This is a genomic window from Actinomadura sp. WAC 06369, from assembly GCF_003947565.1.
Classification (GTDB): domain Bacteria; phylum Actinomycetota; class Actinomycetes; order Streptosporangiales; family Streptosporangiaceae; genus Spirillospora; species Spirillospora rifamycini.
Map to the genome: position 1 here is coordinate 1 of NZ_QHJN01000128.1, position 24,217 is coordinate 24,217.

At 74.2% G+C, this 24,217-nt stretch carries 19 protein-coding genes and 2 pseudogenes; 6 read left to right on the top strand and 15 right to left on the bottom strand.

All coding sequences use genetic code 11. The features are described from left to right. Positions 1-117: 117 nt before the first annotated feature. The 3 genes and pseudogenes from DMH08_RS28415 to DMH08_RS28425 form a co-directional block, all read left to right on the top strand. Positions 118-948: pseudogene (locus DMH08_RS28415) on the top strand (JmjC domain-containing protein); the annotation flags it as partial. Then, positions 948-1,853 carry an aldo/keto reductase gene (locus tag DMH08_RS28420; RefSeq protein WP_125618873.1) on the top strand — a complete coding sequence of 302 codons (906 nt, stop codon included), beginning with the start codon at positions 948-950 and terminating at the stop codon, positions 1,851-1,853. The pseudogene DMH08_RS28415 and the gene DMH08_RS28420, both read left to right, overlap by 1 nt. Before the next feature lie 412 nt (positions 1,854-2,265). Beyond that, positions 2,266-2,700, top strand: coding sequence for a hypothetical protein (locus tag DMH08_RS28425; RefSeq protein ID WP_125618875.1), 435 nt, complete (start codon positions 2,266-2,268; stop codon positions 2,698-2,700). Here DMH08_RS28425 and DMH08_RS28430 read toward each other — a convergent pair. The 4 genes from DMH08_RS28430 to DMH08_RS28445 form a co-directional block, all read right to left on the bottom strand. Beyond that, positions 2,683-3,009: a DMT family transporter gene (locus tag DMH08_RS28430; protein WP_125618877.1), complete on the bottom strand. Its 327-nt coding sequence runs from the start codon at positions 3,007-3,009 to the stop codon at positions 2,683-2,685. The two genes, DMH08_RS28425 and DMH08_RS28430, sit on opposite strands and share 18 nt — an antisense overlap. After that, the gene (locus DMH08_RS28435) at positions 3,006-3,347 is read right to left on the bottom strand and encodes a DMT family transporter (RefSeq protein WP_125618879.1); all 342 of its coding nucleotides are present in this window, start codon (positions 3,345-3,347) and stop codon (positions 3,006-3,008) included. The genes DMH08_RS28430 and DMH08_RS28435 overlap by 4 nt, the downstream gene beginning before the upstream one ends. A gap of 136 nt (positions 3,348-3,483) precedes the next feature. Further along, complete coding sequence (locus DMH08_RS28440) at positions 3,484-4,089, bottom strand: hypothetical protein (RefSeq protein ID WP_125618881.1); 606 nt, start codon at positions 4,087-4,089, stop codon at positions 3,484-3,486. A gap of 44 nt (positions 4,090-4,133) precedes the next feature. Then, complete coding sequence (locus DMH08_RS28445) at positions 4,134-4,835, bottom strand: MerR family DNA-binding transcriptional regulator (protein WP_199748053.1); 702 nt, start codon at positions 4,833-4,835, stop codon at positions 4,134-4,136. Positions 4,836-4,954: 119 nt separating this feature from the next. Between DMH08_RS28445 and DMH08_RS28450 the strand changes: the two genes are divergently transcribed. Beyond that, positions 4,955-6,166: an erythromycin esterase family protein gene (locus DMH08_RS28450; protein ID WP_125618883.1), complete on the top strand. Its 1,212-nt coding sequence runs from the start codon at positions 4,955-4,957 to the stop codon at positions 6,164-6,166. Positions 6,167-6,322: 156 nt separating this feature from the next. Here the strand turns inward: DMH08_RS28450 and DMH08_RS28455 are convergent, their stop codons facing one another. Continuing rightward, positions 6,323-7,432, bottom strand: a complete 1,110-nt coding sequence (locus tag DMH08_RS28455; RefSeq protein ID WP_026403068.1) for an NAD(P)H-dependent flavin oxidoreductase — start codon at positions 7,430-7,432, stop codon at positions 6,323-6,325. Between the two features lie 163 nt (positions 7,433-7,595). Then, the gene (locus tag DMH08_RS28460) at positions 7,596-8,693 is read right to left on the bottom strand and encodes a DUF3068 domain-containing protein (protein ID WP_125618885.1); all 1,098 of its coding nucleotides are present in this window, start codon (positions 8,691-8,693) and stop codon (positions 7,596-7,598) included. Positions 8,694-8,860: 167 nt separating this feature from the next. Here DMH08_RS28460 and DMH08_RS28465 point away from each other — a divergent pair, with 167 nt between their 5' ends. Continuing rightward, positions 8,861-9,700 (top strand): class I SAM-dependent methyltransferase, encoded by an 840-nt coding sequence (locus DMH08_RS28465; RefSeq protein ID WP_233617864.1) that lies wholly within the window; start codon positions 8,861-8,863, stop codon positions 9,698-9,700. After that, complete coding sequence (locus tag DMH08_RS41945; RefSeq protein ID WP_125618887.1) at positions 9,697-10,917, top strand: acyltransferase family protein; 1,221 nt, start codon at positions 9,697-9,699, stop codon at positions 10,915-10,917. Before DMH08_RS28465 ends, DMH08_RS41945 begins: the two co-directional genes overlap by 4 nt. A gap of 1,045 nt (positions 10,918-11,962) precedes the next feature. On the opposite strand, the pseudogene DMH08_RS41950 reads toward DMH08_RS41945, so the two are convergent. From DMH08_RS41950 to DMH08_RS28510, 9 genes and pseudogenes are all read right to left on the bottom strand, one after another. Next, positions 11,963-15,175 (bottom strand): annotated as a pseudogene (locus DMH08_RS41950) (alpha-(1->3)-arabinofuranosyltransferase domain-containing protein); the annotation flags it as partial. Continuing rightward, on the bottom strand, positions 15,156-16,427 hold the full coding sequence (locus DMH08_RS28480; protein WP_199748054.1) for a glycosyltransferase family 4 protein: 1,272 nt from the start codon (positions 16,425-16,427) through the stop codon (positions 15,156-15,158). The gene DMH08_RS28480 and the pseudogene DMH08_RS41950, both read right to left, overlap by 20 nt. Then, positions 16,424-17,251, bottom strand: a complete 828-nt coding sequence (locus tag DMH08_RS28485) for a glycosyltransferase (protein ID WP_125618890.1) — start codon at positions 17,249-17,251, stop codon at positions 16,424-16,426. Before DMH08_RS28485 ends, DMH08_RS28480 begins: the two co-directional genes overlap by 4 nt. Positions 17,252-17,264: 13 nt before the next feature. Next, the gene (locus DMH08_RS42490; protein ID WP_267898580.1) at positions 17,265-17,396 is read right to left on the bottom strand and encodes a hypothetical protein; all 132 of its coding nucleotides are present in this window, start codon (positions 17,394-17,396) and stop codon (positions 17,265-17,267) included. After that, on the bottom strand, positions 17,396-19,102 hold the full coding sequence (locus DMH08_RS28490; RefSeq protein WP_125618892.1) for a hypothetical protein: 1,707 nt from the start codon (positions 19,100-19,102) through the stop codon (positions 17,396-17,398). The genes DMH08_RS42490 and DMH08_RS28490 overlap by 1 nt, the downstream gene beginning before the upstream one ends. Before the next feature lie 27 nt (positions 19,103-19,129). After that, positions 19,130-21,214 carry an acyl-CoA dehydrogenase gene (locus tag DMH08_RS28495; RefSeq protein WP_125618894.1) on the bottom strand — a complete coding sequence of 695 codons (2,085 nt, stop codon included), beginning with the start codon at positions 21,212-21,214 and terminating at the stop codon, positions 19,130-19,132. A gap of 63 nt (positions 21,215-21,277) precedes the next feature. Beyond that, on the bottom strand, positions 21,278-22,396 hold the full coding sequence (locus DMH08_RS28500) for a hypothetical protein (RefSeq protein ID WP_125618896.1): 1,119 nt from the start codon (positions 22,394-22,396) through the stop codon (positions 21,278-21,280). A gap of 69 nt (positions 22,397-22,465) precedes the next feature. After that, positions 22,466-23,482 carry an EI24 domain-containing protein gene (locus tag DMH08_RS42495; RefSeq protein ID WP_125618898.1) on the bottom strand — a complete coding sequence of 339 codons (1,017 nt, stop codon included), beginning with the start codon at positions 23,480-23,482 and terminating at the stop codon, positions 22,466-22,468. A gap of 9 nt (positions 23,483-23,491) precedes the next feature. Beyond that, positions 23,492-24,217, bottom strand: a 726-nt coding sequence (locus DMH08_RS28510) for an SDR family NAD(P)-dependent oxidoreductase (protein WP_125618900.1), incomplete at its 5' end; no start/stop codon positions are given.

The following is a 24,217-nucleotide window of genomic DNA, read 5'->3' on the forward strand; positions in this document are numbered from 1 at the left end:
ACCGCTAGGGTGGTCACGAGGTCTCCGGTGTTCAGGTTCTTCTTGGTCGATGAACCCTCTACCGGAGACCTCACTATTTAGCGATCAGGACACACCGCCACACCCTGGACTTCGAAACACGCCCTAGAACGCCGGCTACGCACCGGCGTACAGGTCAACGCATATGCGTCCTGGACCTCCACGGAAGGTTTCGGCGTCCATTGGGACGACCACGACGTCATCGTCTTGCAGATATCGGGCGCCAAGCGATGGAGGGTCTACGGCCCGACCCGACCCGCACCGATGTATCGAGATATCGAGTTCGATGACACACCGCCCGAAAACCCGATCGACGAGTTCACCCTGTATGCCGGGGACGTTCTTCATGTACCGCGCGGGTGGTGGCACGCCGCCTCGGCATCCACCGGGCAACCGTCACTCCACCTCACATGCGGGCTGTCCACGCACACGGGCATCGACCTGCTGACCTGGCTGGTGGATCGGCTACGGGACGAGCACGCTCTTCGCGCCGACCTTCCTCGCCCGGACGATCATGATGGGCGAGCGGCCTGGAGTCGGAAGGTCACCAAGCTGATCACCGAACGCCTTCGGAGTCCGTCTGTGGTCGAAACCTACTTCACCGCACGCGATGCCGCATACGGGACGCGTGGGGGCTTCTCGCTCCCATATGCGGTTCGTGAACAACTTCCCGCGGATCATCGCTTGCCCGTCCGAATGACGGCACCGCGAGCCGTCGTTCACCACGCCGAGCAGGCCGTGGTGCTGGAAGCCGCCGAGCAACGCTGGACGCTCGCCGCCCAGACGGCACCACTGGTGGACTTGCTCTGCACTGGGCAACCGACCACACTCGGCAGTCTCGCCGAAGCCGCGGACATCACCGTAGAACAGGCCGCCGGCTTGATCGGTCGCCTTACACGCAGCGGAATCGTCGCTGTGGGAGAACGGTGATGGCGGTCGTGGGCTTGGGCACCTACCGCTGCCGTGATGTGCCTACCGCCGTGCGGGCGGCCATCGCGACAGGGGTTCGCATGATCGATACTGCCCCGGTTTATGCTCGCGGGCAGGCGCAGAGGGAGCTGGCTCCCGCTCTTCGCGCCTGCCCGAGGGCGAGCGTCTCCACCAAGGTCGGCCATATGACTTCGTGGCAGGCCGAGGCAGCTCAGCGCTCGGGACTCATCACTGCCTCGGAGGCGGCCCGCAGGCACTCCATCGCTCCCGCTTACCTCACCCACCAGATCACCGTCAACGCCAACGAACTCGCCCGAAGCCGACTCGATTTGCTGTACCTGCACAACCCGGAACATGACACGCACGGTGATCGGAGCAGACTCCTCTCACAGATAACGCAAGCATTCGAGGCATGCGAGCATGCCTCTCACCAAGGTCTGATCGACGGATACGGTGTCGCCACTTGGAACGGCTTCACCGACGGTGCGTTCACGGTGAAGGATCTTCTGTCCGCCGCCCGCGACGCCGCAGGGAGCAACCGCTCTCATCTGAAGGGGATACAGCTTCCCGGAAGTTTGGTGCGACTCGCGCCGCTTGCTGAAGCGGTCAACGGCCTCGGCCCTATCGCCGAGGCTGCGGAGGCAGGCTTGCAGGTGTGGGCGTCCGCTCCCCTGCACGGTGGGGAACTCGTCGATATGGTCACGCGCGACCTGGCCGAATTCATCGGTCCGAACCTTGCTCCTGCGGAGGCGGCTTTGGCAGTTGTGGCTTCAACGCCTGGCCTTACCGGTGTGCTGCTTTCAGCCTCGGGTGAGGCACACTGGCGAGTGGCGCAGGACGTCTTTCGCCGTCCGTCCATCCCTCGTCTGCACCTTCGGGAGATTTGTCGTGTTCTCTGCGCCTGATGACCCCGCGGTCCGTGAGCGGATGGAGGGCGCCTTCGAGTGGGCGGCGGAGCGGTTGGGGTGTGTCGTTCTGCCGGATGGCCCCGGTGCCTGGGGGCATGGGGGACGAACGCGCGGCGGGGCCGTCGAGGGGACCGATGGGGTCGCGTGGCTTCGGGTGCTGGCTGTGCCTCTGGAACGGCGAGGGTCGAAGCTGTGGACTGGAAATGAGACGGCGGCTGATGTGCTTCCCGCTGTCGTTCCGCGGCCTCGGCTGGTCGACGCCTTGGAGTGGGTTGATGGCGGGGTTGCTTACCGTGCTGAGTTGAGCTCCTATGTTGGGGCGTCGGTTTGCTCGTCCGGTCCCGTGCTTGCTGGGCTCGTCCGTCTGGGGGATGCGTGGTGGGTGCGGTTGAAGGAGGCACTTGGAGCTGTGGCGGCGACGCCTATGCCGGTATGCCGTTCGCCTGTCGTCTCCCAGGAGTATGTTGCGCGCGCCATCCCGCGTTATGTCGGGGAGACGAACGTCGACGCCACGGTCACGCGATGGAGTCTCGCCCACGGTGACCTTCACTGGGCCAATCTCACCATGCCCGAACTCACTATCCTGGATTGGGAGGGCTTCGGTCCCGCGCCGTTTGGCTTCGACGCGGCGAACCTGTACGCCTACTCGTTGCCCGTGCCCGAGGTTGCCGCGGACGTCCGGCGAGCGTTCGCTCACGTGCTGGCGACACCGGACGGACGGCTCGCCGAACTCATCGTCGCCGCGATGATCGTGCAGGCCGCCGAACGCGACGACGTTCACGCTCGCCTTGCCCCGCTCGTCTTGAAGCATGTGCGCGGGTCAAGGTCAGTGGGTGGTGCCTAGTTCTATGAACAGGACTCCGGTGGCTATCAGGGCGATGCCCAGGGCCATGACCTTGGTCAGGGCTTCCTTGAACAGGACGCGGGAGGCGATGGCGGTGAGGGCTACGCCGGAGGCGGCCCAGATGCCGTAGGCGACGCCGATGCCCAAGCCGTCGTGGAGCGCGAGGGTCAGGAAGGCGAACGCCGCCAGGTAGCCGACGGCTACGAGCGTGTACCAGGACCGGCGGGCGTTCGGCTGGGAGGCCATGCGGAGTGAGAGGGTGGCCGTTACTTCGGTGAGGATCGCTCCCATCAGGTACAGCCAGGTCACGCGTGCTCCCGGTCTTGGGCGCGATGGGAGCCGAGCTCCACGCACAGCACCCCGGCGATCACGAGGGCGATGCCGACGCCCATGGTCGGGGTGAGGGCGTCGTTGAAGATCACGGCGGCCAGGACGGCGGTGAGGACGACTCCGGCTGCGGCCCACACGCCGTAGGCGACGCCGACGCCCAGCCCGGCGCGGAGGGCGAAGCTGAGGCCGACGAACGCGCCGACGTAGCCGACGGCGACCAGCGCATACCAGGCGGGGTCGTCCACCGCGGCGCGCAGCGCGAGCGTGGCGGTCACCTCCAGCAGGATCGCCGCCAGGAGGGGTGCCCACTTGTTCATCGGGACGCCTCTTCCTCGGATGATCATTCGGCCGTCGGGCACTTTACCTTCCGGGACGGACGGGTGCGCAGGTGGATGCGCTCGCCTTGCTTGCTCAAGAGGCTGAGCACCTCGACGCCACCGCGGCGGGTCCCGCTCATTCCGCTCGACCGCGCCGGGCGCGGCGGGCCGCGGCCGTCCCGGCGAGCATGACCGCGGTGAGGGACGCGTAGACGGCGGCGGACGCGCCGAGCGCCGAGGTGTCGAGTTCGAGCCCGGTGCCGTCGGCGGCCGCCGCCGCGATTGCGGCCCCGAGCCCGGCCGCCAGCAGGCCGAACGTCCACGCGACGACGCGGCCCGTCCCCTCCGGCCGCGCCAACCGCCGGACGGACGCGGACACCAGCAGGACGCCCGGGACCCGCTCGCCCTCGCGGAGCTTCTCCAGCAGCGGGCCGCGCGTGCGGAACTCCGCGTCCCACCGGTTCCCGTGCTGCGGGGTGGTGAACTCGGCGACGATGTCCTCGCCGTCGTCGAGGGCGACGCCGGAGACGGCGAACTCCTGCTGCCACCGGCACTCCGCCGCCCCCTGGGGCGGGGCCTCGCAGCGCGGCGCGTCCCGCAGCGCGTACAGGTCGTCCCGCAGGTCGCGGAACTCCGCCGCCAGGAACGCCGAGCCCGCCGCATCCCGAGGCCGGTCAGCAGGAGGCAGGCCGCCACGACCCGGCGGAAGGCCGGGGTCCTGTGGTCGGCGTCGGGGGGTCACTGCGTGGCCATGGGCGGATTCTGCCGGTTCCGGCGCCGCCGCACTCAGGGACGCGGCAGAAGGTGCAGGTACTCGTCGAGGGGGGTCGCGGCGGCGAGCATCGCGCGGCTGCGGGTCCGGAGGCGGGTGCGCCACTCGGCGAGGACGTCCTCCAAGGCGGTGGCGCCGCCCGCGGCGCGGAGCCGGTCGACGAACAGTTCGATGCGGCGCAGCGGGTAGCCGCCGCGGCGGAGCTGGCGGGCGGCGTGCGCGTCGCGGACGACGTCCGGCGGGTAGCGGCGGCGGCCGGTGGGGTCGCGGCGGGGCCGCAGGATCCCGGCGGCCTCCCACTTGCGCAGCGACGCCGGGTGCATGCCGAGCTGGTGGGCCAGCTCGCCGATGGACAGCTCGCGGCGCGGGTCGTCCGCGGGCGGCGCCGCGGTCAGGTCGCCGAGGGCGGCGGCGACCTGGTCGAGGACGTCCCGTTCGTGCAGCAGGTCGGCGTGCGCGCGGTCGATCAGCCGGAAGAGCGCGTCGTCGTCGCCGCGTCCGGCGGCCCGCAGGATCTCGGCGGCCGTCGCGTGCCCGTAGCCGGCGCGGAGGGCGAGGAACGCGCGGAGGGCCTGGGCGTGGACGGCGGTGTACCGCCGGTAGCCGCTGGCGCTGCGCTCGGCCGGGGGCAGGATGCCGTCCTCCTCGTAGTTGCGGACGGCCTGCGCGGAGAGGCCGTGCTCGCGGGCGAGGTCGACGGGTCGCAGAGCTTTCATGTCCTCGCTTTGAAGGTTGAGCCGCTCGTCAGCGGAAGTTTCCGCGAGAAGTTTCAATAGAGGTTTCAACGTTACAGTTAAGTGCGACCGTTTGGCCACGCCCGCGAAAGGGGCTTTTCGTGTCTGTCCACGACATCGGTCTGCACTTCGGCGACGACCTCGCCGGACTCGGTTCCGCGCTCGACCGCCTGCTGGACGGGTTCCGTCCGGCGCCCGCGCTGCTCGCGCTGGGCGAGCCCACCCACGGCGCGGAGGAGTTCCCCCGGCTGCGCAACCAGGTCCTGCGGCACCTGGTGGAGCACCACGGGTACCGCTCCATCGCCATCGAGAGCGACCACATCGCCGGGACGGTCGTCGACGACCACGTCGCCACCGGCGCCGGCGACCTCGACGACGTCCTCGCCGCGGGCTTCACGCACGAGTTCGGGACGCTGCGCGGCAACCGGGAACTGCTCGCATGGCTGCGGGAGCACAACGCGGGGGCGGACCCCGAGGAGCGGGTCCGGTTCTACGGGTTCGACGGCCCGTTCGAGATCACCGGCGCGCCGAGCCCCCGCGCCTCGCTGACGGCGGCCCACGCCTACCTGGCCGAGCACCTGCCGCGCGTCCCCTACGACGCCGGGGACCTCGACGCCCTGCTCGGCGACGACGACGCGTGGACGCATCCCGAGGTGATGATGGACCCCGCGCACTCGATCGGCGACACCCCCGAGGCGCGGCGGCTGCGGCTGCTCGCCGACGACGTCCTCTCCGTCTACGGGTTCGAGGCCCCGACGCTCATCGCGGCGACCTCGGACGACGCGTACTTCCGCGCGCACGCCCACGCCCGGACGGCGCGGGCCGTCCTGCGCTACCACGCGGTCCTGGCGTCCGTGTCGCCCGCCCGGATGCCGACCCTGCTCGGGCTGCGGGACGCGCTGATGGCCGAGCACCTGCGCGCCATCGCGGCGGCGGAGGAGCGGCGCGGGCCGTGCCTGGTGTTCGCGCACAACGCCCATGTGCAGCGGGCCCGCTCCCACATGCCGTGGTGGGGCGAGGAGGACGGCCTGCACTGGTGGAGCGCGGGCGCGCTGACCGCGGCGTCCGACCTGGGCGGACGCTACCGGCTCATCGTGTCCGAGCACGGCGGCGACGGCGACGCGGACGACAGCCTGCAGGGCGTGCTGGCGGGCGCCGTCCCCGGCCGGGCGTTCTTCCCGGCGGCCCCGCTCGCCGACGCGCTCGCGGACGCCCGGGACCTGCGCGTCCCGTCCCGCCAGGGGCACATCCCGCTGGAGGCCGCCGAGCTGCGCGGCGCGGACGCCGTCGCGTTCGTCCGCGTCGCGGGCTGACGGTCACCCGTCCGGGTGCCGCCACCCGGCCTCGACCGAGACGCCGGGCGTCCCGTCGGCGCCCTGTTCCACTCGACGTGCTGAACCCCCGGGCGGGAGCGCGCCCGGGGGATTTCGGCCGCCGCCGCGCCACCCCCGACGCGACGGCGGACGTTCTCAGTCCTCGGTGATCCGGTTGAGCCGCTCCATCGACTCGACGTACTCCTCGATGAGGTCGTAGACGACCTGGCTCGTGGACTTCACCTGGTTCATCGAGCCGACGATCTGGCCGACCGGGAAGGTGACCAGCTCGCCGTCGCCGGAGCGGGCGATGCGGGGCAGCGCGTCGGCGATGAGCATGAACTGCATCGGCATCGGGAGGGTGCCGGGCGACTTCTCGCTCTCCCACGCCTCCGTCCAGGCGGTCTTGAGGAAGCGGGCCGGCTTGCCCGTCCACGCGCGGGACCGGACGGTGTCGCGGGACGTCGCCGCGAGCAGCTTCGGCATCGCGCGCTCGGGGGTGTCGGCCTCCTCGACGGTGAGCCAGATCGAGCCCGTCCACACGCCGTCGGCGCCGAGGGCGAGGCCCGCCGCCATCTGCCGGCCGCGGCCGATGCCGCCCGCGGCGAGGACGATCGTCTCGTCGCCGACGGCGTCCACGACCTCGGGGATGAGGACCATCGTGGAGACGTCGCCGGTGTGGCCGCCGGCCTCGGTGCCCTGCGCGACGATGATGTCGACGCCGACGTCGGTCTGCTTGCGGGCGTGCCGGGCGTTGGAGGCGAGGCCCGCGACCTTGACGCCCTTCTCGTGGGCCTCGGCGACGACGTCCGCGGGCGGCGGGCCGAGCGCGCTGGCGAGCAGGGCGATCGGGTGCCGGAGCGCCACCTCGACCTGGGGCCGCGCGGTCTGGTCGGTCCAGCCGAGCAGCGCGCGGTGGGCCGTCTCGGTGGACGGCTCGACGCCGTGCTCTTCGAGGAGGTCGTCGAGGAACTTGCGGTGCTCGGCGGGGATCATCCCCTGCAGCTTGCCGAGCATCTCCTCGGCGTCGCCGAGGTCCGCGCCCTCGTACTTGGCGGGCATGACGACGTCGACGCCGTAGGGCTTGCCGCCGACGTGCTCGTCGATCCACTTGAGCTCGAGTTCGAGCTCCTCGGGGCTGAAGTACAGGGCGCCGAGGACGCCCATGCCGCCGGCGCGGCTCACCGCCGCGACGACGTCGCGGCAATGACTGAACGCGAAGATCGGGTACTCGATGCCGAATAGTTCGGTAGCTCGTGTCCGCACAGCCCCGACCCTAGGCGCGATCCGGCCAAACTGCAACAGGTTCTAGTTAGGGAATTCGCTGTGATCCGGGTGCGGGCGGCTCCACCTAGAACGTGTATCAGGCAGGTCGGGTGCGGGCATGCCGCACGCCGCCCGGACGGGCCGGGCGGCGGGGCGGCGGGCGTCAGGCGCGGGGCGCCGGTCTCCGCTTCGGTTCGGGGCGGCGGGCGGCCCGCGACGGGGCCTTCTTGCGCGCCGGCTTCTTGTCCGGCCGCTTCGGCGTGCGGGGCGGGGAGACGTCGCCGAACTTGCCGTCGGAGCGGCGCGGCGCCTGCGGCGGGGGCGGCGGCGCGTCGTCGCGGCCGAGCCCCATGAGGCCGCCGATGAGCAGCCCGAGCAGGCCGAGCAGGACGGCCCCGCCCGGGATGAAGATCCGCACCATGTCGATCTGCAGCGCGGTGCCGTCCGCGAGGTCGACGGCCTTGCGCTGGTCGGCGTCGGTGGTGACGAGGTCGGCCTGCGCGACGATCATCTCGCCGCGCCCGTCCGGCGTCCGGACGGTGCTGCGGATGTTCTTGCGGTGCTTCACCGGGATGCCGGTGCGCGGGTCCACCCAGACGGTGTTGTACGCCTCGGTGTAGCGGTCGACCCGCTGCGGCTCGGCCTCCTGCAGCCCGAGCATCGTCCCGGGCAGCTTCGCCTCGACCGGTCCGGTCTTGGTCAGGGGGATGTGCTGGGTGAACCGGTACGCGCTGAGGCCCCGGACCTGCTCGACCGCGCCGAACTTCATCGGCGCGACCTGCTTGGTCGTCGGGTCGTACACCGGGTAGTCGCGCTTCTGCACGTTCGCGATGGGGAACAGCAGGCCGTACCCGTCCATCCGGACGTTGCCGTCGCCGTCCACGTTGACGCCGCAGCAGTTCACCAGCCGCGAGGTCTTCCGGTCGAACGCGATGCGGAACCCCTGGATCTGGACGGGGTTCTTCGGGTTCGCCTTGTCGTAGATGTTGGTGGTCGAGTCCCAGACGGCGATGTCGTCGTTGCCGTTGTTCGCCCGGACGTCGCCGCGGACGGTGTTCGTGGCGAGCAGCGTGACGTTCGTCCTCGTCTTCAGCGCCGCCTGGTCGAAGTAGGTGCTGCTCGGCGACTCCAGGTGCGTCACCTGGTACCGGTTCAGCGGCGCGCGGACGACCTGCTCCGCCACGTAGAACCGGACGAGGGGCGCGAGGGTGAGGAAGAACGCTCCGAGGCCGATCAGGAGCAGTCCGACCCGTCGCCGCATGAACACCTCCGGGAGTGCCGTCCAGTCGCGGCCGGGGGGCCGTCTCCGGCGTGTGTCGGGTCAGGCTAACAGGACTCCCGCACGTTCGTACCGGTCGGTAAGCTCCGGCTGTACTTTTCGTCGCAGTATTTTTCCGGCGCCGAAATCCCCGACTGGACGGACGCGAGGTGGCGATGGTCTCGGTGCACCCGGAACCCCGCGCGCACGAGCCGTCCGGGCCGGGGCCGTCGGCGCACGAGCCGCCCCGCGAGCCGCCCCCCGAGCCGCCCCCCGAGCCGCCCCACCGGGCGACGCTGGCCCGGTCGGTGCGGCTGTTCGGCGCGTTCCGGCGCGAGAGCCGCGACCCCGGACGCTTCTACGACCTGCTGGCCCGCGACACCGTCGCCCAGCTCCGCACGTACGCCGACCTGGACGGCGCGACGGTCGTCGACGTCGGGACCGGCTCGGGGTTCTTCGCGCGCGCGCTCGAACGGGCGGGCGCGCGGTGCGCGGGCGTCGACCCGGACGTCCGCGAGCTGCGCGCGCACGGCGCCCCGGGGCCGAACACGATCGCCGCGAGCGGGCTCGCGCTGCCGTTCCGGACCGGTTCGGCCGACGTGTGCTTCTCGTCGAACGTCCTGGAGCACGTCCCGGACCCGTGGCGGATGGCCGGGGAGATGCTGCGGGTGACCCGGCCGGGCGGCACGGTGTACCTGTCGTTCACGAACTGGCTGTCGCCGTGGGGCGGGCACGAGACGTCCCCGTGGCACTACCTCGGCGGGCACCGGGCGGCGCGCCGGTACGAGCGGCGCCACGGCCGCCCGCCGAAGAACCGGTTCGGCGGCGGCCTGCACCCGGTGTCGGTGGCGGACGCGCTGGCGTGGGCGCGCGGGCGCGACGACGCGGACGTCGTGGACGTGCTGCCGCGCTACCACCCGGGCTGGGCGCGGGCGGTCGTCCGCGTGCCGGGGCTGCGGGAGGTCGCCACCTGGAACCTCCTGCTGGTCCTGCGGAAGAGGCCCGGATGACGACCGGCGAACGGGTCGCGCGGACGGCGGTGCCGCCGCAGATCGACGGGCACCAGGCGCCGCTGGACGGCGTCCGCGCGGTCGCGGCGCTCGCCGTCCTGGCCGTCCACGTCGCCAGCTCGGCGGGCACGATGACGCGGGGCGAAGGCGCGGGCTGGCTGTTCAACGGCGGCCAGGTCGGGGTGGCGATCTTCTTCACGCTGTCCGGGCTGCTGCTGTACCGGCCGTGGGCGGTGGCGGCGCTGGACGGACGGCCCGCGCCCGGTGCGGGCACGTACTTCGCCAAGCGCGCGCTGCGGATCCTGCCCGCGTACTGGGTGCTGATCGCGGTCTACATGGCCACGGCAGGGCGCGACCACATCGGTGACCCGCTCACGTGGGCGTCGCTGCTGACGTTCACGCAGATCTACGTGCCCGACCCGTGGTGGTCGTCCGATCTGGGTCCGGCGCATCTGGGGCAGTTGTGGAGCCTGTCGGTCGAGGTCGCGTTCTACGTGACGCTGCCCATCACGGCCGCTGTCCTGAACTGGGTCGTCAGGCGCGCGCGCACAGCGGACGTCGGCGGCATCGCGAAACGGCTGCTGTGCGCCATCGGCGTCTACGGGGCGCTGTCGCTCCCCTTCACGGCCCTCGCGTACTTCCCGGAGCGGAACTCGCAGATGGGCGTGTGGCTCCCCCGGTACTTCATCTGGTTCGCGCTCGGCATGGCGCTGGCCGTCGTGACGGCCTGGGCCCGGCAGGACGAGCGCCGCCCCGTCGCCGCGCTGTGCAACGCCGTCGCGGACTCGTGGAAGGCGTGCTGGGTCGCGGCGGCGATGCTGTTCGCGGTCGCGGCGACCCCGGCGACGGGCCCGCTCAGCCTGTCCGAGCCGGGCGGCCTGTGGACGTCCGTGCTGCACATGCTGCTCTTCGGGGCGTGCGCCCTGGCGTTCATGGCGCCGGTGGCGCTGGCGCCGCCGGAGCATCCGGCGATGCGGGCCGCGCTGGGCAACCCGGTGATGCGGTGGCTCGGCCGGGTGTCCTACGGGCTGTTCCTCTGGCAGATGATCATCATCGTCGCCTGGTACGAGGCCCTCGACCGGACCTTCCGCGGGAGCGTCCTGACGGATCTCCCGCTTCTCGCCCTGGCGTCCACTGCAGCGGCGGCGCTGAGCTACTACCTGGTGGAACGTCCGGGGCAGGCGGTTCAGCGGCGCCTCCTGGGGCGTCCCAGCTGACCGCGATCGGCCCGCCGCCGGGGCCGCCGGGCGGGCGGGGCCGCCACAGCTCGACCGCGAGCCGCCCGACGATCACCAGCCCGAGGACCTGCGGCGCGGTGTCGCCGAGCACGCCGGACGGGTTCGCGGGGTTGCCGAGCAGGTCCCAGCGGGCGCCGGCGGCGAGGCACGCCGTCCCGGCGACCATGGCGGCCGCGACCGGCCACGGCGACGCGACCGCGCGGAGCGCGGCGGAGCGGCGGGTGCGCGCCCAGCCGCACACGGCGGCGACGGCGACGGTGACGGCGGCGCCCGGCACCCCGCCGATCCACGCGCCGAGCGCGGCGGCGAACGGGAGCGCCGCCCACACCGGCCAGCCCCGCGCGGGGGCGAGGACGGTCGCCGGCGCGGGGCCGCGCGGCGCGCCGCGCCGCCCCGGCGGGCGGACGGCGACGCCCAGCAGCAGGACGAGCAGGCCGAGGCCGCCCGCGACGGACACCAGGTGCGCCCGGTCCGGCAGGTAGGTCAGCTCGACGGTCCCGCGGGTCCCGGCGGGGACGAGCCACCCCTGCTTCCACCCGTCGAGCCGGACGGGCCGCAGCTCGGTGCCGCCCGCGGTGGCCCGCCAGCCGGGGTTGAAGTTCTCGTTCACGGTGAGGAACGACGCCGCGGCGGCGTCCACGCGGACCTCGCGGGAGCCGGAGTCCCAGCGCACGACCTCCACGGGCGCCGCCGCCGCGGCCCCGTCCGGCTTCGCGGTGGACGGCTCGAGGTCGGCGCCGCCCGCGACGACCGTCTCGACGCGGTAGGGGTCGAGCGGCACCGCGGTCAGCCGGTTCGCGCCCTGCTCCAGCTTCGCGGGCCCGCACGCGGCGAACCGGACGGGACGGCCCGCGAGCAGGTCGCCGAACGTGCCCGCGACCTTCGTCCGCAGGGTCGTCCCGCCCAGCTCCAGCCGCGGTCCGAGGCCGCACGGCAGTTCGAGGTCGAGGCCCCGCACGTCCGGCAGCGGCGCCACGCCGGGGATGACCAGGTCGGTGAGCTGGACGGGCTGGAGCCGCCGGTCGTCCAGGAAGGCGACCTTGATCCGCCCGGTGGTCATCGGGGCGAACGCGATGCGGCCCGCGTCGTCCGACAGGCCCTCCCGCGTCTCGCCGTCGTCGCCCTCGATCCGCACCCGGACGGGCCCGGACGCGCCGGGCGGGCGGCGCAGTTCGAGCGACCCGACCTGCCGGGGCTTCCCCCACGCGACGGCGAACGCGGGCTCGCGGTCGCCCGCCTCCGCGATCCAGGCGGTGGCGGGGTCGCCGTCGAAACCGGAGCGGGCGCCGTTCGCGGGGTGGGCGGTGAGGACGGAGGACGCCTTGACGACCGGACGCCCCTTCGCCTCGGTGTACTTCGCGACGAGTCCGGGGTCGGTGAGGACGGCCGTCCCGGCGATCTTCGCGTCGCGGGCGGTCGCGGACGTGAACGTCCGGTCGAAGCCGCCGCCCTCCTCGCCGCGCGCGCCGAGGTCCGCGGAGCAGACCCACCGCGCGCTCCCCCGCATGCAGGTCGCCTTGTCCCCGGGCACCCGGCTCATCACGTACGTCGCGGGCTCGCCCGTCCCGGCGGGCGCGGGCATCACGTAGGTGCGGGTCGGCTCCACGCCGCCGGCGGTGAGCTCGCTGATGCCCGCGCGGGCGAACCCCGGCTCGGCGGGCTCGGCGGCCAGCCCGGTGATGCGGATCCGCACCCACCGGGTCTTGCCCGCGGGCGCGCGCAGCGGCTGCGCGTCGGCGGTGCGCCGGACCTCCTGCGCCGCGGTCCCGCGCTCGGTCTCGACGGCGACGCGCGCGACGGCCGGGCCGAGGGAGTCGTCCCGCAGGAACGCGGCCTCCAGGTCGCCGACGTCGCGGGGCCGGTCGAAGTCGACGCGGAGCCACTGCCCGACCGGGCCGTCGAACCCGCCGGTGCGCCACGCGGAGAACGGGTCGCCGTCGACCGCCGCGAACGGGACGGCGGCGGGCAGGTGCCCGGCGGGCGCCGTGCCCTCGTCGGACGCCGAACTCGACGCGGTCACGTCCCGGACGCCGCCGCCGTACGACACGTGCGTCGCGTACCGCTTCCAGCCGTCGTCGAGGACGTCGGCGGCCTCGCGGCGCTTCGCGGCGCCCAGCGTCCGCGACGTCTGGTGCAGCTCGCCGAAGTTGCGCCGGACGAGCCGCGGCGAGTCCGTCACGACCGGGACGCCGCCGAGGTCGGGCGCGTCGTCGTTCAGCAGCACCGGACGGTCCGGGAGCGCGCCGCCGTCCGCCATCGTCAGCAGCGACTCGGGCCCGCCGAGCACCCGGACGGGGTCGGCCGCGTCGTCGAGCGTCGCGACGGGCGCGGCGCCCTCGACCTCGTACACCTCCAGCGCGGGGTACGGCTGGTCGACGGCCGCGACCGCGTCGTCCACCGGAACGTGGCCGGTCGGCGGGCCGAACGCCGCGACCCGGCGCAGGCCCGGCGACCCGTCCAGCGCCTCGTGGACCCGCGCGGGCCGCCCCCCTTCGAGGCTCTCCCGCCGCAGGTCGTTGCGGACCAGGACGTACCGGACGCCCATCCGGCCGAGGAACTCGCTCAGCCCCGGCGACGGCAGCCCCGCCCTGGCCTGCAGCTCGATCGCGTCCAGCGCGCGCGTGTAGCCGGGCGACCCGGCCGGGACGAGCTGGCGGACGCCCCAGCGGGCGTCCAGCAGCGGCTGCACGATGTCGTCCATCGGGCGTCCCCACAGGTACTCGCCGAACGACGAACCGGGGACGGCGAGGACGGCCTGCCGTCCGGCGCGCTCGTTCAGCCAGGACGCTGCGTCCTCCCAGTAGCCGGGCACCCGCTCGAAGCTCCCCGAGCCGCTGAGGCCGCGGACGGCGCCGGTGAGGCCGATGCCGCCGAGCGCGACCGCCGCGGCCACCGGCAGGGCGGCGGCGGCGCGGAACCGGGCGCGCAGCCCGTCCGGTTCCGGGTAGACGAGCGCCGGGTCGCCGTCCGGGCGGCGCTCCTTCAGCCACCGCGCCGCCGCGACCAGCACGTGCGCGAGGCCGAGGGCGAGCGGCAGCCGGATCACCGCGTCGAACTTGTGCAGGTTCCGGAACGGGGCGAGAGCGCCGTCGAGCAGCGCGCGGACGTCCCCGGCGAACAGGCCCGGCAGGTCGCTCAGGTGCCCGGCGGTGAGGATCGCGAGCCCGGTGAGCAGCGTCAGCAGCAGGAACGTCCGCTCCGGCAGGCGGCGCCCGACGAGCCCGGCGAGGCCGAGCGCCGCGACGGCGCCCGTGCACAGCATCGCGAGCGGCGTCAGCGACAGCCCGTACCCGACCGGCGACCAGATCTGCCCGTCCGCGACCAGGTAGTTCACCCACCGCTCCGCGCCGCGCAGCACGTTGACGAGCCCGGTCGGGCCGGTCGTCGTGTCCGCCTTCTCGGTGTAGGTCAGCCACGAGAACCCGTACGTGCCGGTCAGCGCCAGCGGGACCAGCCACCACGCGATCGCCGCCGCCACCGCCGCCGACCACCAGGCCGCCAGCCGGACCCGGTAGGTGCCCCGCGGCCGGGTCAGCAGGTAGACCGCCGGGACGACCAGCACCGCGAGGGTCGCGGTCGCGTTGATGCCGCCGCAGCACGCGACGGCGAGGCCGGACCGGGCCGCCGCGCGCAGCCGCCCGGTGTCCCCGGCGATCGCGCTCACCAGCGGCAGCACGATCCACGGGAGCATCGCGACCGGCATGTACTCCGACGAGATCAGCCCGAGCGTGGACAGCGCGTTCGGCGCGAGCGCGTACGCCGCCGCGGCGAAGAGGCGGGACCGGGGGCCGCCGGCGCCGAGCCGCCCGGCGAGCCGGAGCGTGCCGGTGAACGCCAGGCACATCAGCAGCGCCAGCCAGAGCCGCTGGGTGATCCAGGCGGGCATCCCGGCGAGGTCGCCGAGCGCGTAGAACGGGCCCATCGGGAACAGGTAGCCGACGGCCTGGTTCTGGAGCTGGCCGAACTGCTCGGGGCTCCACAGGTGCAGGGCGCCGCCGAGGAACCCGCGCGGGTTCACCGCCATGTCGATCTTGGTGTCGGCGAGGATCTCGCCCGGCCGGGTGCAGAACGCGAGCGCGACCAGGGCGCAGCAGCACGCGACGGCCCGCAGCCGGTCGCGCAGCCGCGCCGCCGCCGCGTCCGGGTCGGCCCACCGGCCGCGGCCCGCCGCCCCGCCCCGCGTCCGGCCCGGCGACCGGACGCCCGCGCGCGGCGGGTCAGCCTCTCCGACGGCCATGGTCCCGGCGCTCCCCTTCCCTCGCGGCGTCCCCTCCGGCTCGCCTCGCGTCGCGCGAGTGCTCGTCACCGTACCGGTGGGCCGCGTCCGCCACGAGCGGGCCGCCGGCGGGCGCGCCCGCGGCGAGCGCGCCCCCGACGAGGGCGCGCTCGACGAGGGCCGCGAGCCGCGCGGTCGTCCGGTCCCAGCCGAACCCGGCGGCCCGGGCGCGGCACGCGGCGGCGACCTCCGCCCGGCGGTCCGGGTCGTCCAGTTCCTTGAGGGCGCGCTCGACGATGTCGGGGAAGTCGCCGCCGGGCGGGACGAGCCAGCCCGTGACGCCGTCGCGGACGGCGTCGCGCAGCCCGTCGACGTCGGCGGCGACGGTCGGGACGCCGAGCGCGGCGGCCTCGATCACGCTGAGCCCCCAGCCCTCGCCCCGCGACGTCGACAGGTGCAGGTCGGCGCGGGCGACGAGCGCCGCCTTGGCCTCCTCGGCGACGTAGCCGTGCGGGACGACGACGCCGGCCAGCCCGCGCGCGGCGATCCCGGCGGCGAGCGCGGGCGCCTCCGGGCCGTCCCCGACGACGTGCAGCCGCAGGCCCGGGCGGCGCTCGGCGAGCCGTCCGGCGAGGTCGAGCAGCAGGTCGAGCCGCTTGTGCGGGACGAGCCGCGTCACGCAGACGAGGTCCGGATCGCCGCGCGGCCCGGGAGCGTCCGCCGCGGCGGCGTCCGCGACGGTGGTCCCGTTGTGGACGACGTGGGCGGGACCGGTCCAGCCGAGGCGTTCCCGGACGGCCCGCAGCGTGGACGGCGACACGACCACGAACGCGTGCCGCCGGTACGTCCAGCGGCTCACGGGGCCCTCCAGCACACGCCCGACCCAGGCCATCCACGGCGGGAAGTACAGGCCGAACTGGTCGTCGTGGACGTGGTGAATGACGCAGAACACCGGCACGCGCCTCGGCAAAGCCCACGGTGAGAAGAACGGGATGCCGTTCTGGCAGTCGATGACCGCGTCGAACGACCGGCGGTGCAGGAGCAGCCACAGCAGGACCAGCGGGTAGACGGTGAACCGTCCGCCGAGCCGCACGAACGTGACGTCCTCGACCTGGTCCCTACGCGCCTGCCCGCGCGCGCGTGCCGTGATGTAGGTGACGCGTGCGCCGCGCCCGGCCATCCCCTTGGCGACTTCCCACGCGTACCGTTCGGCGCCGCCCGCGGCCGGATGCCAGGGGTCACGCCAGTTGACGACCGCGAGCCGGGTGCTCATCCCCGCCCGAGGCCCGGCGCGGCCCGGGACACCGTCTCGGCGGCCGGCGCGGGCGCCTGCGCCGGGACGTGCGCGTCCCGCGCCGCACGGTTCCGCAGGGGCCCGCCGCCCGCGCGCGCCCGGATCAGGGCGAGGTCGACGAGGCAGCGCAGCGAGTGCCGCCGCACCGAGAACGTCGAGCCGGGGCGGTCCCGCCACACGACCGGGATCGCGGTGACGTCCGCGCCGCGCCGCACGCAGTTCGCGAGCAGCTCGACGTCGAAGGCGAACCCGGCGGTGCGCAGGTCCGCGGCGGCGGCGCGGGCCAGCGGGCCCGCGAAGAACTTGAACCCGCACTGGGTGTCGGCGACGCCGCCCACCAGGTCGCGGACCAGCCGGTTGAACGTGACGGCGCCCAGCCGGCGGACCGGCAGCGCGTACGCCTGCACGACCGAGCGGTCGTGGCGGCGCGACCCCACCACCACCGGACGCCCGTCCCGCAGCAGCCCGAGGACGTCGTCCAGCGCCGCGAGATCGGTGGCCATGTCGGCGTCCATGAACCCGACCCAGGGGGCGCGCGTCGCGAGCAGCCCCGCCCGGACGGCCGCGCCCTTGCCGGGCCGGTCGCACCGCACCAGCCGCACCGGCACCGGCCCCCGCCACGCGCGGACGATCCCGGCGGTGCCGTCCGTGCTGGCGCTGTCGACGACGATCACCTCGGCGCGCACCGGCAGCGCGGCGAGCGCGTCGCTGAGCAGGCCGAGGCCCGCCGGGAGCCGTCCGGCCTCGTTGCGGGCCGGGACGACGATCTCCAGCAGGACGGGGCCCGCGGACCAGGTCCCCATGGCGGCGGGAGGATCAGCGCTCGCCGTAGTTGTACAGCGGCTTGATGACCGGGTCTTCCTGGGAGGCGCTGGCGAGCTGCACGGCGCCCAGCGACGTTCCGGCGGCGAGCAGAGCTCCGACCACAATGGCGATGGCGATGCGCATCAGGGGGCCCTTCGACGGGTGCGGCGGGGTGAACGGGATTCGATACTCCCGAGTAGCGGGGTGCTCAGGCTAGTACCTGGACCCACAATTGACCAGAAAACCCCTGCGCTCGCGATAGTCCACGCCACCACCACGGGTGCCGCGGGAACCCGCTCGTCCACCCGCGCCACCTGCCCGCCGATCCGGTAGACCGCCAGGTGGGGGCCGTCGAGCACCCGCACCGCCCCGGTCGGCCGGAACCGGTCGGTCTCCGCGTCCACCACCACGTACCGGACGCCCGCGTCGCGCAGCGCCGCCGCCGGCGGGCTCCCCGTCGCCGCCGCCGGGGCGAGCCGCACGGAGCGCGGGTCCTCCGGCGCGACGGTCGTCCGGCCCACGGTGACGGAGTCGTTCACGACCACCCGCCGGTCCAGGTAGCGGGGCAGGGGATCGAGGACCCGGCGCCCGTGGTTCCACGCGTAGCTCCGGTACTGCGCCCACGGCAGGAGCAGGACGTCGCCCCGTGCGGGGTCGCCGTCGATGATCTCCCGCGCGCGCTTCCAGTCGTCCGGGTACTGGACGGCCCGGAGTTCGCCTGCCGCGCCCCAAGCGAGCGTCGGCAGCAGCAGCACGGGAACGACCACGAGACCCACGGGGACGAGCGGCAGCCTCGCCTCGGCCGCCCGGTCGGCGGCGACCCCCGCCCCGACCGCGACCACGACGGCGAGCGGCGCGACGAACTGCTGGCCGTCCCGCAGCACCGCGAACCCCGGCCACAGGCCGATCAGCCCCGCGAGCACCGGCTCGGCGACCGCGCCCAGCGCCGCGACCGCGAACCCGGCCGCCCCCGCCGCCGCGAGGCCGCGCCGCCACGGCTCGTCCCGCGTCCACAGCGCGTACGCGGCCAGGGCGCCCACCACCGCGACCAGCCACAGCGCCGCCGTCAGCGGCGCCCCGTACCCGTGCGGCACCGTCTCGCCGTTCCACACGCCGCCCAGCAGCAGCAGGCTCCCGAGCGTCCCGAACGGGGTGTCCGCGCGGGCCGCGAACAGCCCGACCGCCGCGTCGTCCCCCGGCACGCCGCCCGGCCGCAGCAGGCCCGGCACCAGCCACGGCAGGCTCAGCAGCGCCGCCGCCGCGACCGCCTTCCCCGCGGCCGTCCACCTGCCGCGGCCCGCGCACAGCGCGACGACCAGCGCCGCCAGCCCGGACACGGCCAGCGCCGCGAACCCGCCGACCGCCGCCGGGAGCAGCGCCCGCACCAGCCGCCGCCCGCCGCCGCGCTCCCCCGCGCGGGCTGCCGCCGCCAGCGCCCACGGCAGCGCCGCGTACCCCAGCAGCAGCGCCCACTGCCCCAGCAGCAGCCGCTCCGCGACGAACGGGTTCCACGCGTACACCGCGCCCGCCACCAGCCGGGGAGCCAGCCGCCGGGACGGGACGAGCGACGCCGCCGACGTGCACGCCAGCACGAACACCCCGAGCAGGATCAGCTTCTGCGCGAGCCCCCCGGGCAGGACGGTCCCGAGCGCGGCGGCGAACGCGTCGCTCGGCACGTGCCGCGGCACCGTCCCGGTCAGCCCGAACGTCATCGGCGTGAACGCCGGATCCGGGACGAACACCATGTCGTACGACAGGACGAACCCGGGCGCGAGCCCCGGCCCCAGCGCGAGCGCGCCGAGCAGCAGCCCGGTCACCGCGGCCGCCAGGTGCCGCGTCCGGTCCCTCACCCGATCCGTCCCGTCATCGCCGGAAAACTACCCGACCGGCTCCGGGTCGCGGGGCAGCCCCAGGATCCGCTCGCCGATCACGTTGAGGTTCACCTCGGTCGTCCCGCCGCCGATCGTCATCGCCCGCGACGCCAGCAGGTGCCGCGTCCACCGGGCGCGCAACTCCGACTTCCACCCGCCGGTCAGCGCGCCGTGCTCGCCGAGCAGCCCGAACCCGAACTCGGTGACCCGCTGCCCGTGCTCCATCGCCACCAGCTTCCGCACGTTCGCCGTCGCGCCCGGGTCGGTGCCCGAGATCTGCTTCAGCGTCGCGCGGAGGCTCAGCAGGTCGAGCGCGTGCTCGTCGCACACCAGGTCGCCCACGCCGTCCCGGACGACCGGGTCCCCGGCCACGTCCAGCTCGTCCGCCAGCCGCAGCAGCTTCGGGACGTTCCCGCCGAGCTGGAACGACGTCGTCAGGCCGACCCGCTCGTTCGCGAGCGTGTTGCGCGCGACGCGCCACCCCTCGTTCACAGGGCCCACGACCAGCTCGTCCGGGACGAACACGCCGTCCAGGAACACCTCGTTGAACACCGCGTCGCCCGTGCACTCGCGCAGCGGCCGCACCTCGACGCCCGCCGACGCCATGTCGACGAGGAAGTACGTGATGCCGTCGTGCTTCGGCCGCCCGGCGTCGGTCCGGGCGAGGCAGATCGCCCACTGCGACTCGCGCGCCAGCGACGTCCAGATCTTCTGCCCGGTGATCTTCCAGCCGCCCTCGACGCGCTCGGCGCGCGTCCGCAGCCCGGCCAGGTCGGAGCCCGCGCCCGGCTCGGAGAACAGCTGGCACCAGATGATCTCCCCGCGCAGCGTCGGCGGCAGGAACCGCCGCTTCTGCTCCTCGCTGCCGTACTGGACGAGCGACGGCACGACCCACGCGGCGATCATCAGCGGCACGGGACGCACCCCCGCCGCCTTCAGCTCCTGCCGGATGACGATCTGCTCGACCGGCCCCGCGTCCCGGCCCCACGGCTTCGGCAGGTGCGGCGTCACCCAGCCGCCGTCGGCCATCGCGGCCCGCTGCTCCAGCGGCTCCATCGCGGCCAGCCCGGCGACCTCCGCGCGGACACCGGCGCGCAGGTCCGCGGCCTCTTCCGGCAGGTCGATGTCCATCGGACGCCGGACGCCGCCCAGCGCGCGCGCCGCCGCCTCTGCGCGGTACTCGCTCGCCCTACCGAGGATCGCCCGCAGCGTCAGGGCACGCCTGTAGTAACGGTGGGCGTCGTGCTCGTACGTGTAGCCGATGCCACCGTGAACCTGGATGTTGCCCTCGGCGCACTGCACCGCCGCGTCCGCCGCGAGCGCCCCGGCCACCGCCACCGCGTACGCGCGCTGCTCCTCCGGCTCGTCCAGCGCGCGCGCCGCGTCCCACACCGCCGCCCGCGCCCGCTCCAGTGCGATCAGCATCCGCGCGCACTTGTGCTTCACGCCCTGGAACTGCCCGATCGGGCGGCCGAACTGCTCCCGCAGCTTCGCGTACTCCACCGCCTCGTCCAGCGCCCGGCCCGCGATGCCGCACGCCTCCGCGCCGAACACCACGACCGCGAGCGCCCGCACGTCCACGCCGTCCGCGCCGTCCAGCTCGTCCACGAACCGGGCTTCCGCGTCGACCGTCACCGCGCAGGCGGGACGGCCCTCGTCGAGCGACTCCAGCTCCTCGACCTCGCACGACGCCCGGTCCACGACGGCCCAGCGGTCACCGGCCGGGAGGACGAACACCTCCGCGTCCGCCGCACCGACCACCGGCCGGACGGTGCCGAACACCCGCGACCCGTCCGTCTCCAGGCCGCCCGACAGCCCGACCGCCCCGACGCGCGAGCCGTCCCGCAGGATCGCCGACGCGAGCACGGCGGGCGCGTACCGGGCCGGGCCCATCGCGCGGCCCAGCTCCTCCAGCACCACGGCCTGCTCCGGCAGGCCGAACCCCTGCCCGCCCGCGCTCTCCGGAAGGTGCAGGCCGGGCAGCCCCTGCTCCGCCAGCGCGGGCCAGAGCCCGTCGCCCGCGTGCCGCTCGACGAGCCCGCGCACCGACGCGGCGAGCGCCGCGTGCTCCTCCGTCACACCAATGGCCATGGCCGCACCTTTCCTCGGGGTGCGGCCAGCCTATTAGAACGGCATTCGGTTATGGCAAGCGGGTCAGATGACCTTCAGGTTCGCGAGGAACCGGTTCAGGTCCGGCCACAGCTTCTTGTGCGTGTTCGGCAGCGACGCGAACACCACCGCGGGCGCCTGCCGCCCCGTGTCGATCACCGCCGTCGCGACGATCTCGCCCGTCGCCCGCACGCCGTCCCGCTCGTACGTCAGGTACGACGCGACCAGCCAGCCCTTCCGACCGTCCACGTCGAGCGCCTGCGACGCCAGCGGCTTCTGCCCGTCCTGGAAGCCGTAGTACTGCGCGAGGTACCCCTCCGCAGCCAGCCCCGCGACCTCCTTCACGCTGTCCGGGCCCGTGTAGGAACCGTGCAGGCTCGGGATCAGCGTCCCCGTCAGCAGCTGCCCGTACCACATCTGGGCGCCGGCGCGCTCGGTCACCACGATCTGCTGCCCCGACCAGCCGGGCGTGCCCAGCTTGTTCTCCTTCGTCGGCACCTGCCAGGGCGGCCCCAGCCGCGGGTACGACAGCCCCGCGGCGGCGTCGTCCACCCGGCCCAGCATCCGCGACGGCGTCCCCGCGAACGCCTCCAGCTCCGCGTCCGGCGGCATCGACACCTGCGCCGTGACCGCCCGCTCGGCCGCGCCCGTCCGTCCCGCCTTGTCCGGCTCGTCATCGCCGCCGCGCGTCAGGAAGTACACGCCGCCCGCCGCGATCAGCGCCGCCACCAGCAGCCCGACCCCGCCGAACAGCACCAGCCGCGACCGGCCGCCCGTCTCCAGCGAGTCGCCGGACGCGCCCAGCTTCTCGTCCGCGGCGGCCTCGTCGGCCATCCAGTCCGGCATCTGCCAGTTGCCGCTGCTCGGCTTGCCCGGCTTCGCCGGCTGCGTCGACCCGGTCGGCACCGCCGGGACGTAGTTCGACGGCGCCTCGTCCTTCGAGTCGTCCTCGTCGAAGAGCTCGCCCTCCCACTGCGGCGCGTCCCGCTCGTCCCGCTCGTCCGGCTCGGGCGCCACGCGGACGTCGGACTCCTCCGCGGGCGCCTCGCCCGCGGCGTCGGCGGCCTGCCCGGCGGGCGTCTCGACCTTGCCCCACACGTCGTGCGGCGCGTCACTCTCGTTCAAACCGGTCCAGCGCGCATCGCGCTCCCCCTGATCGGACATGCGGCACACGTTACGCGAAGATCATCAAACGCGGCCCGCGAGGAATCACGCTCCGGACACAGCTTGCTATCAGTCGTGACCCTGCCGCCACCGGCCAGGCTGCGCCTGCTGCCCGGGCTGCCACTGGTTCGGCTGAGCCTGCGGCATCTGGCCGGGCGGGACCTGGCCGGGCTGCATCTGCCCCGGCGGGACCTGGCCCGGCGGGACCTGGCCGGGCTGCGGCGGCTGTCCCTGCCCCGGCTGCACCTGGCCGGGCCGGCCCTGCTGCCACTGGTCCGGCTGCGCCTGCGGCGCCGCCCGCCACTCGTCCGACGGCCGTCCGGGCCACTTGTCCGCGCCGAGCCGCTCCCGCACCATCAGCGTCGCGCCCGCCACCGCGCCCGGCATGGCCAGCACCGCCCCCAGCGGCACCAGGAACAGCGCGAACGTCGCCACCCCGAAGCCGATCACCAGCGGACGGTTCTCCTTCATCCGGGCGAACCGCTCCTTGCGCAGCACCTCCCGGCGCTCCAGCGCCACCGACGCCAGCTCGCCCGCCAGGAAGTAGCCGGAGACGCACGCCGCCACCACCGGCACCACCGTCTGCCCGATGCCCGGAATGAACCCGCACGCGAAGAACACCAGCGCGAACGCCAGGGCCACGAGCCCCAGCAGCAGCGTGTCCTTGACCGCCCGGACGATCCCCGCGAGCAGCCCCTCGTCCGGCTCCGGCGGTGCCCCGCCCTGCGACTCCTCGACCCGCACCGCGATCGCCTCGTAGAACGGATCGCCCACCAGCAGCGTCACGGCCGTGAACGTCAGCACGGCCAGGAACACCGACGCGCCCAGCACCGCGATCCCCGCGATGACCCGCGTCGCCTTCCGCACCGTCTCCGACCAGTCGTCCGCGAACCACGTCACCCAGCCCGCGACGTCCCCGAGGTTGTAGACGAGGAACCCCAGCGCCGCCCCGTAGACCAGCAGGACGATGAGCGCGGGAATGAGCCCGAACAGCCACTGCAGCGGATGCCGGGCGACCCACCCGATCCCCCGCAGCAGATAACCCGCGCCGGCGAACAGATCCTTGAACCTCGACTGGTGCTCCACGCGGCGAGCCTAACGAAGCCCCACAAGGTGCGCCGAACGCTCCCAGACGTCCCGCGCCAGCGCCTCGTCCTTCAACGGCCCCGACGCCGGCGCACCCGGCACCGACCCGTGGAACTCCCCGCTCCGCGCGGCGAACTCGTCGTCCACCGCGAGCCGCAGCGCCGTCCGCGCCCCGCGCTCGGGCGTCCGCACCACCGGCGTGTGCGACAGCAGCGCGCCCAGCCGCTCCGCCCCCCACATCTCCCGCGACAGATGCGTCGCGACGGGCCCCGGGCACATCGTGTTCGCCACCACCCCGCTGCCCTCCATCCGCCGCGCCAGCTCCTGCGCGAACAGGATGTTCAGCAGCTTGCTCCGGCCGTACACCCGCAGCGACCCCGGCCTCCCGTACGACCCCGGCTCCGCCAGCCGCTCCACGTCGAGCCGGTCGGCGAACCGGTGCGCCTCGCTCGCCACGATCACCACCCGCGACGGCGCCGCCTTCTCCAGATGCCCCAGCAGCAGGTTCGTCAGCAGGAACGGCCCCAGATGGTTCGTCGCGATCATCCGGTCGTACCCGTCCGCACTGACCTTCGCCCGCATCTGGTGGACCCCGGCGTTGTTCACCAGGACGTCCACCTGCTCGAAGCGCTCGCGCAGCGACGCGGCCACCCGCCGCACGTCCATCAGCACCGACAGATCGGCCAGGAAGGTCTCCACCCGCGCCCCGGGCGCCTCCCCCGCCAGCTCCTCGAC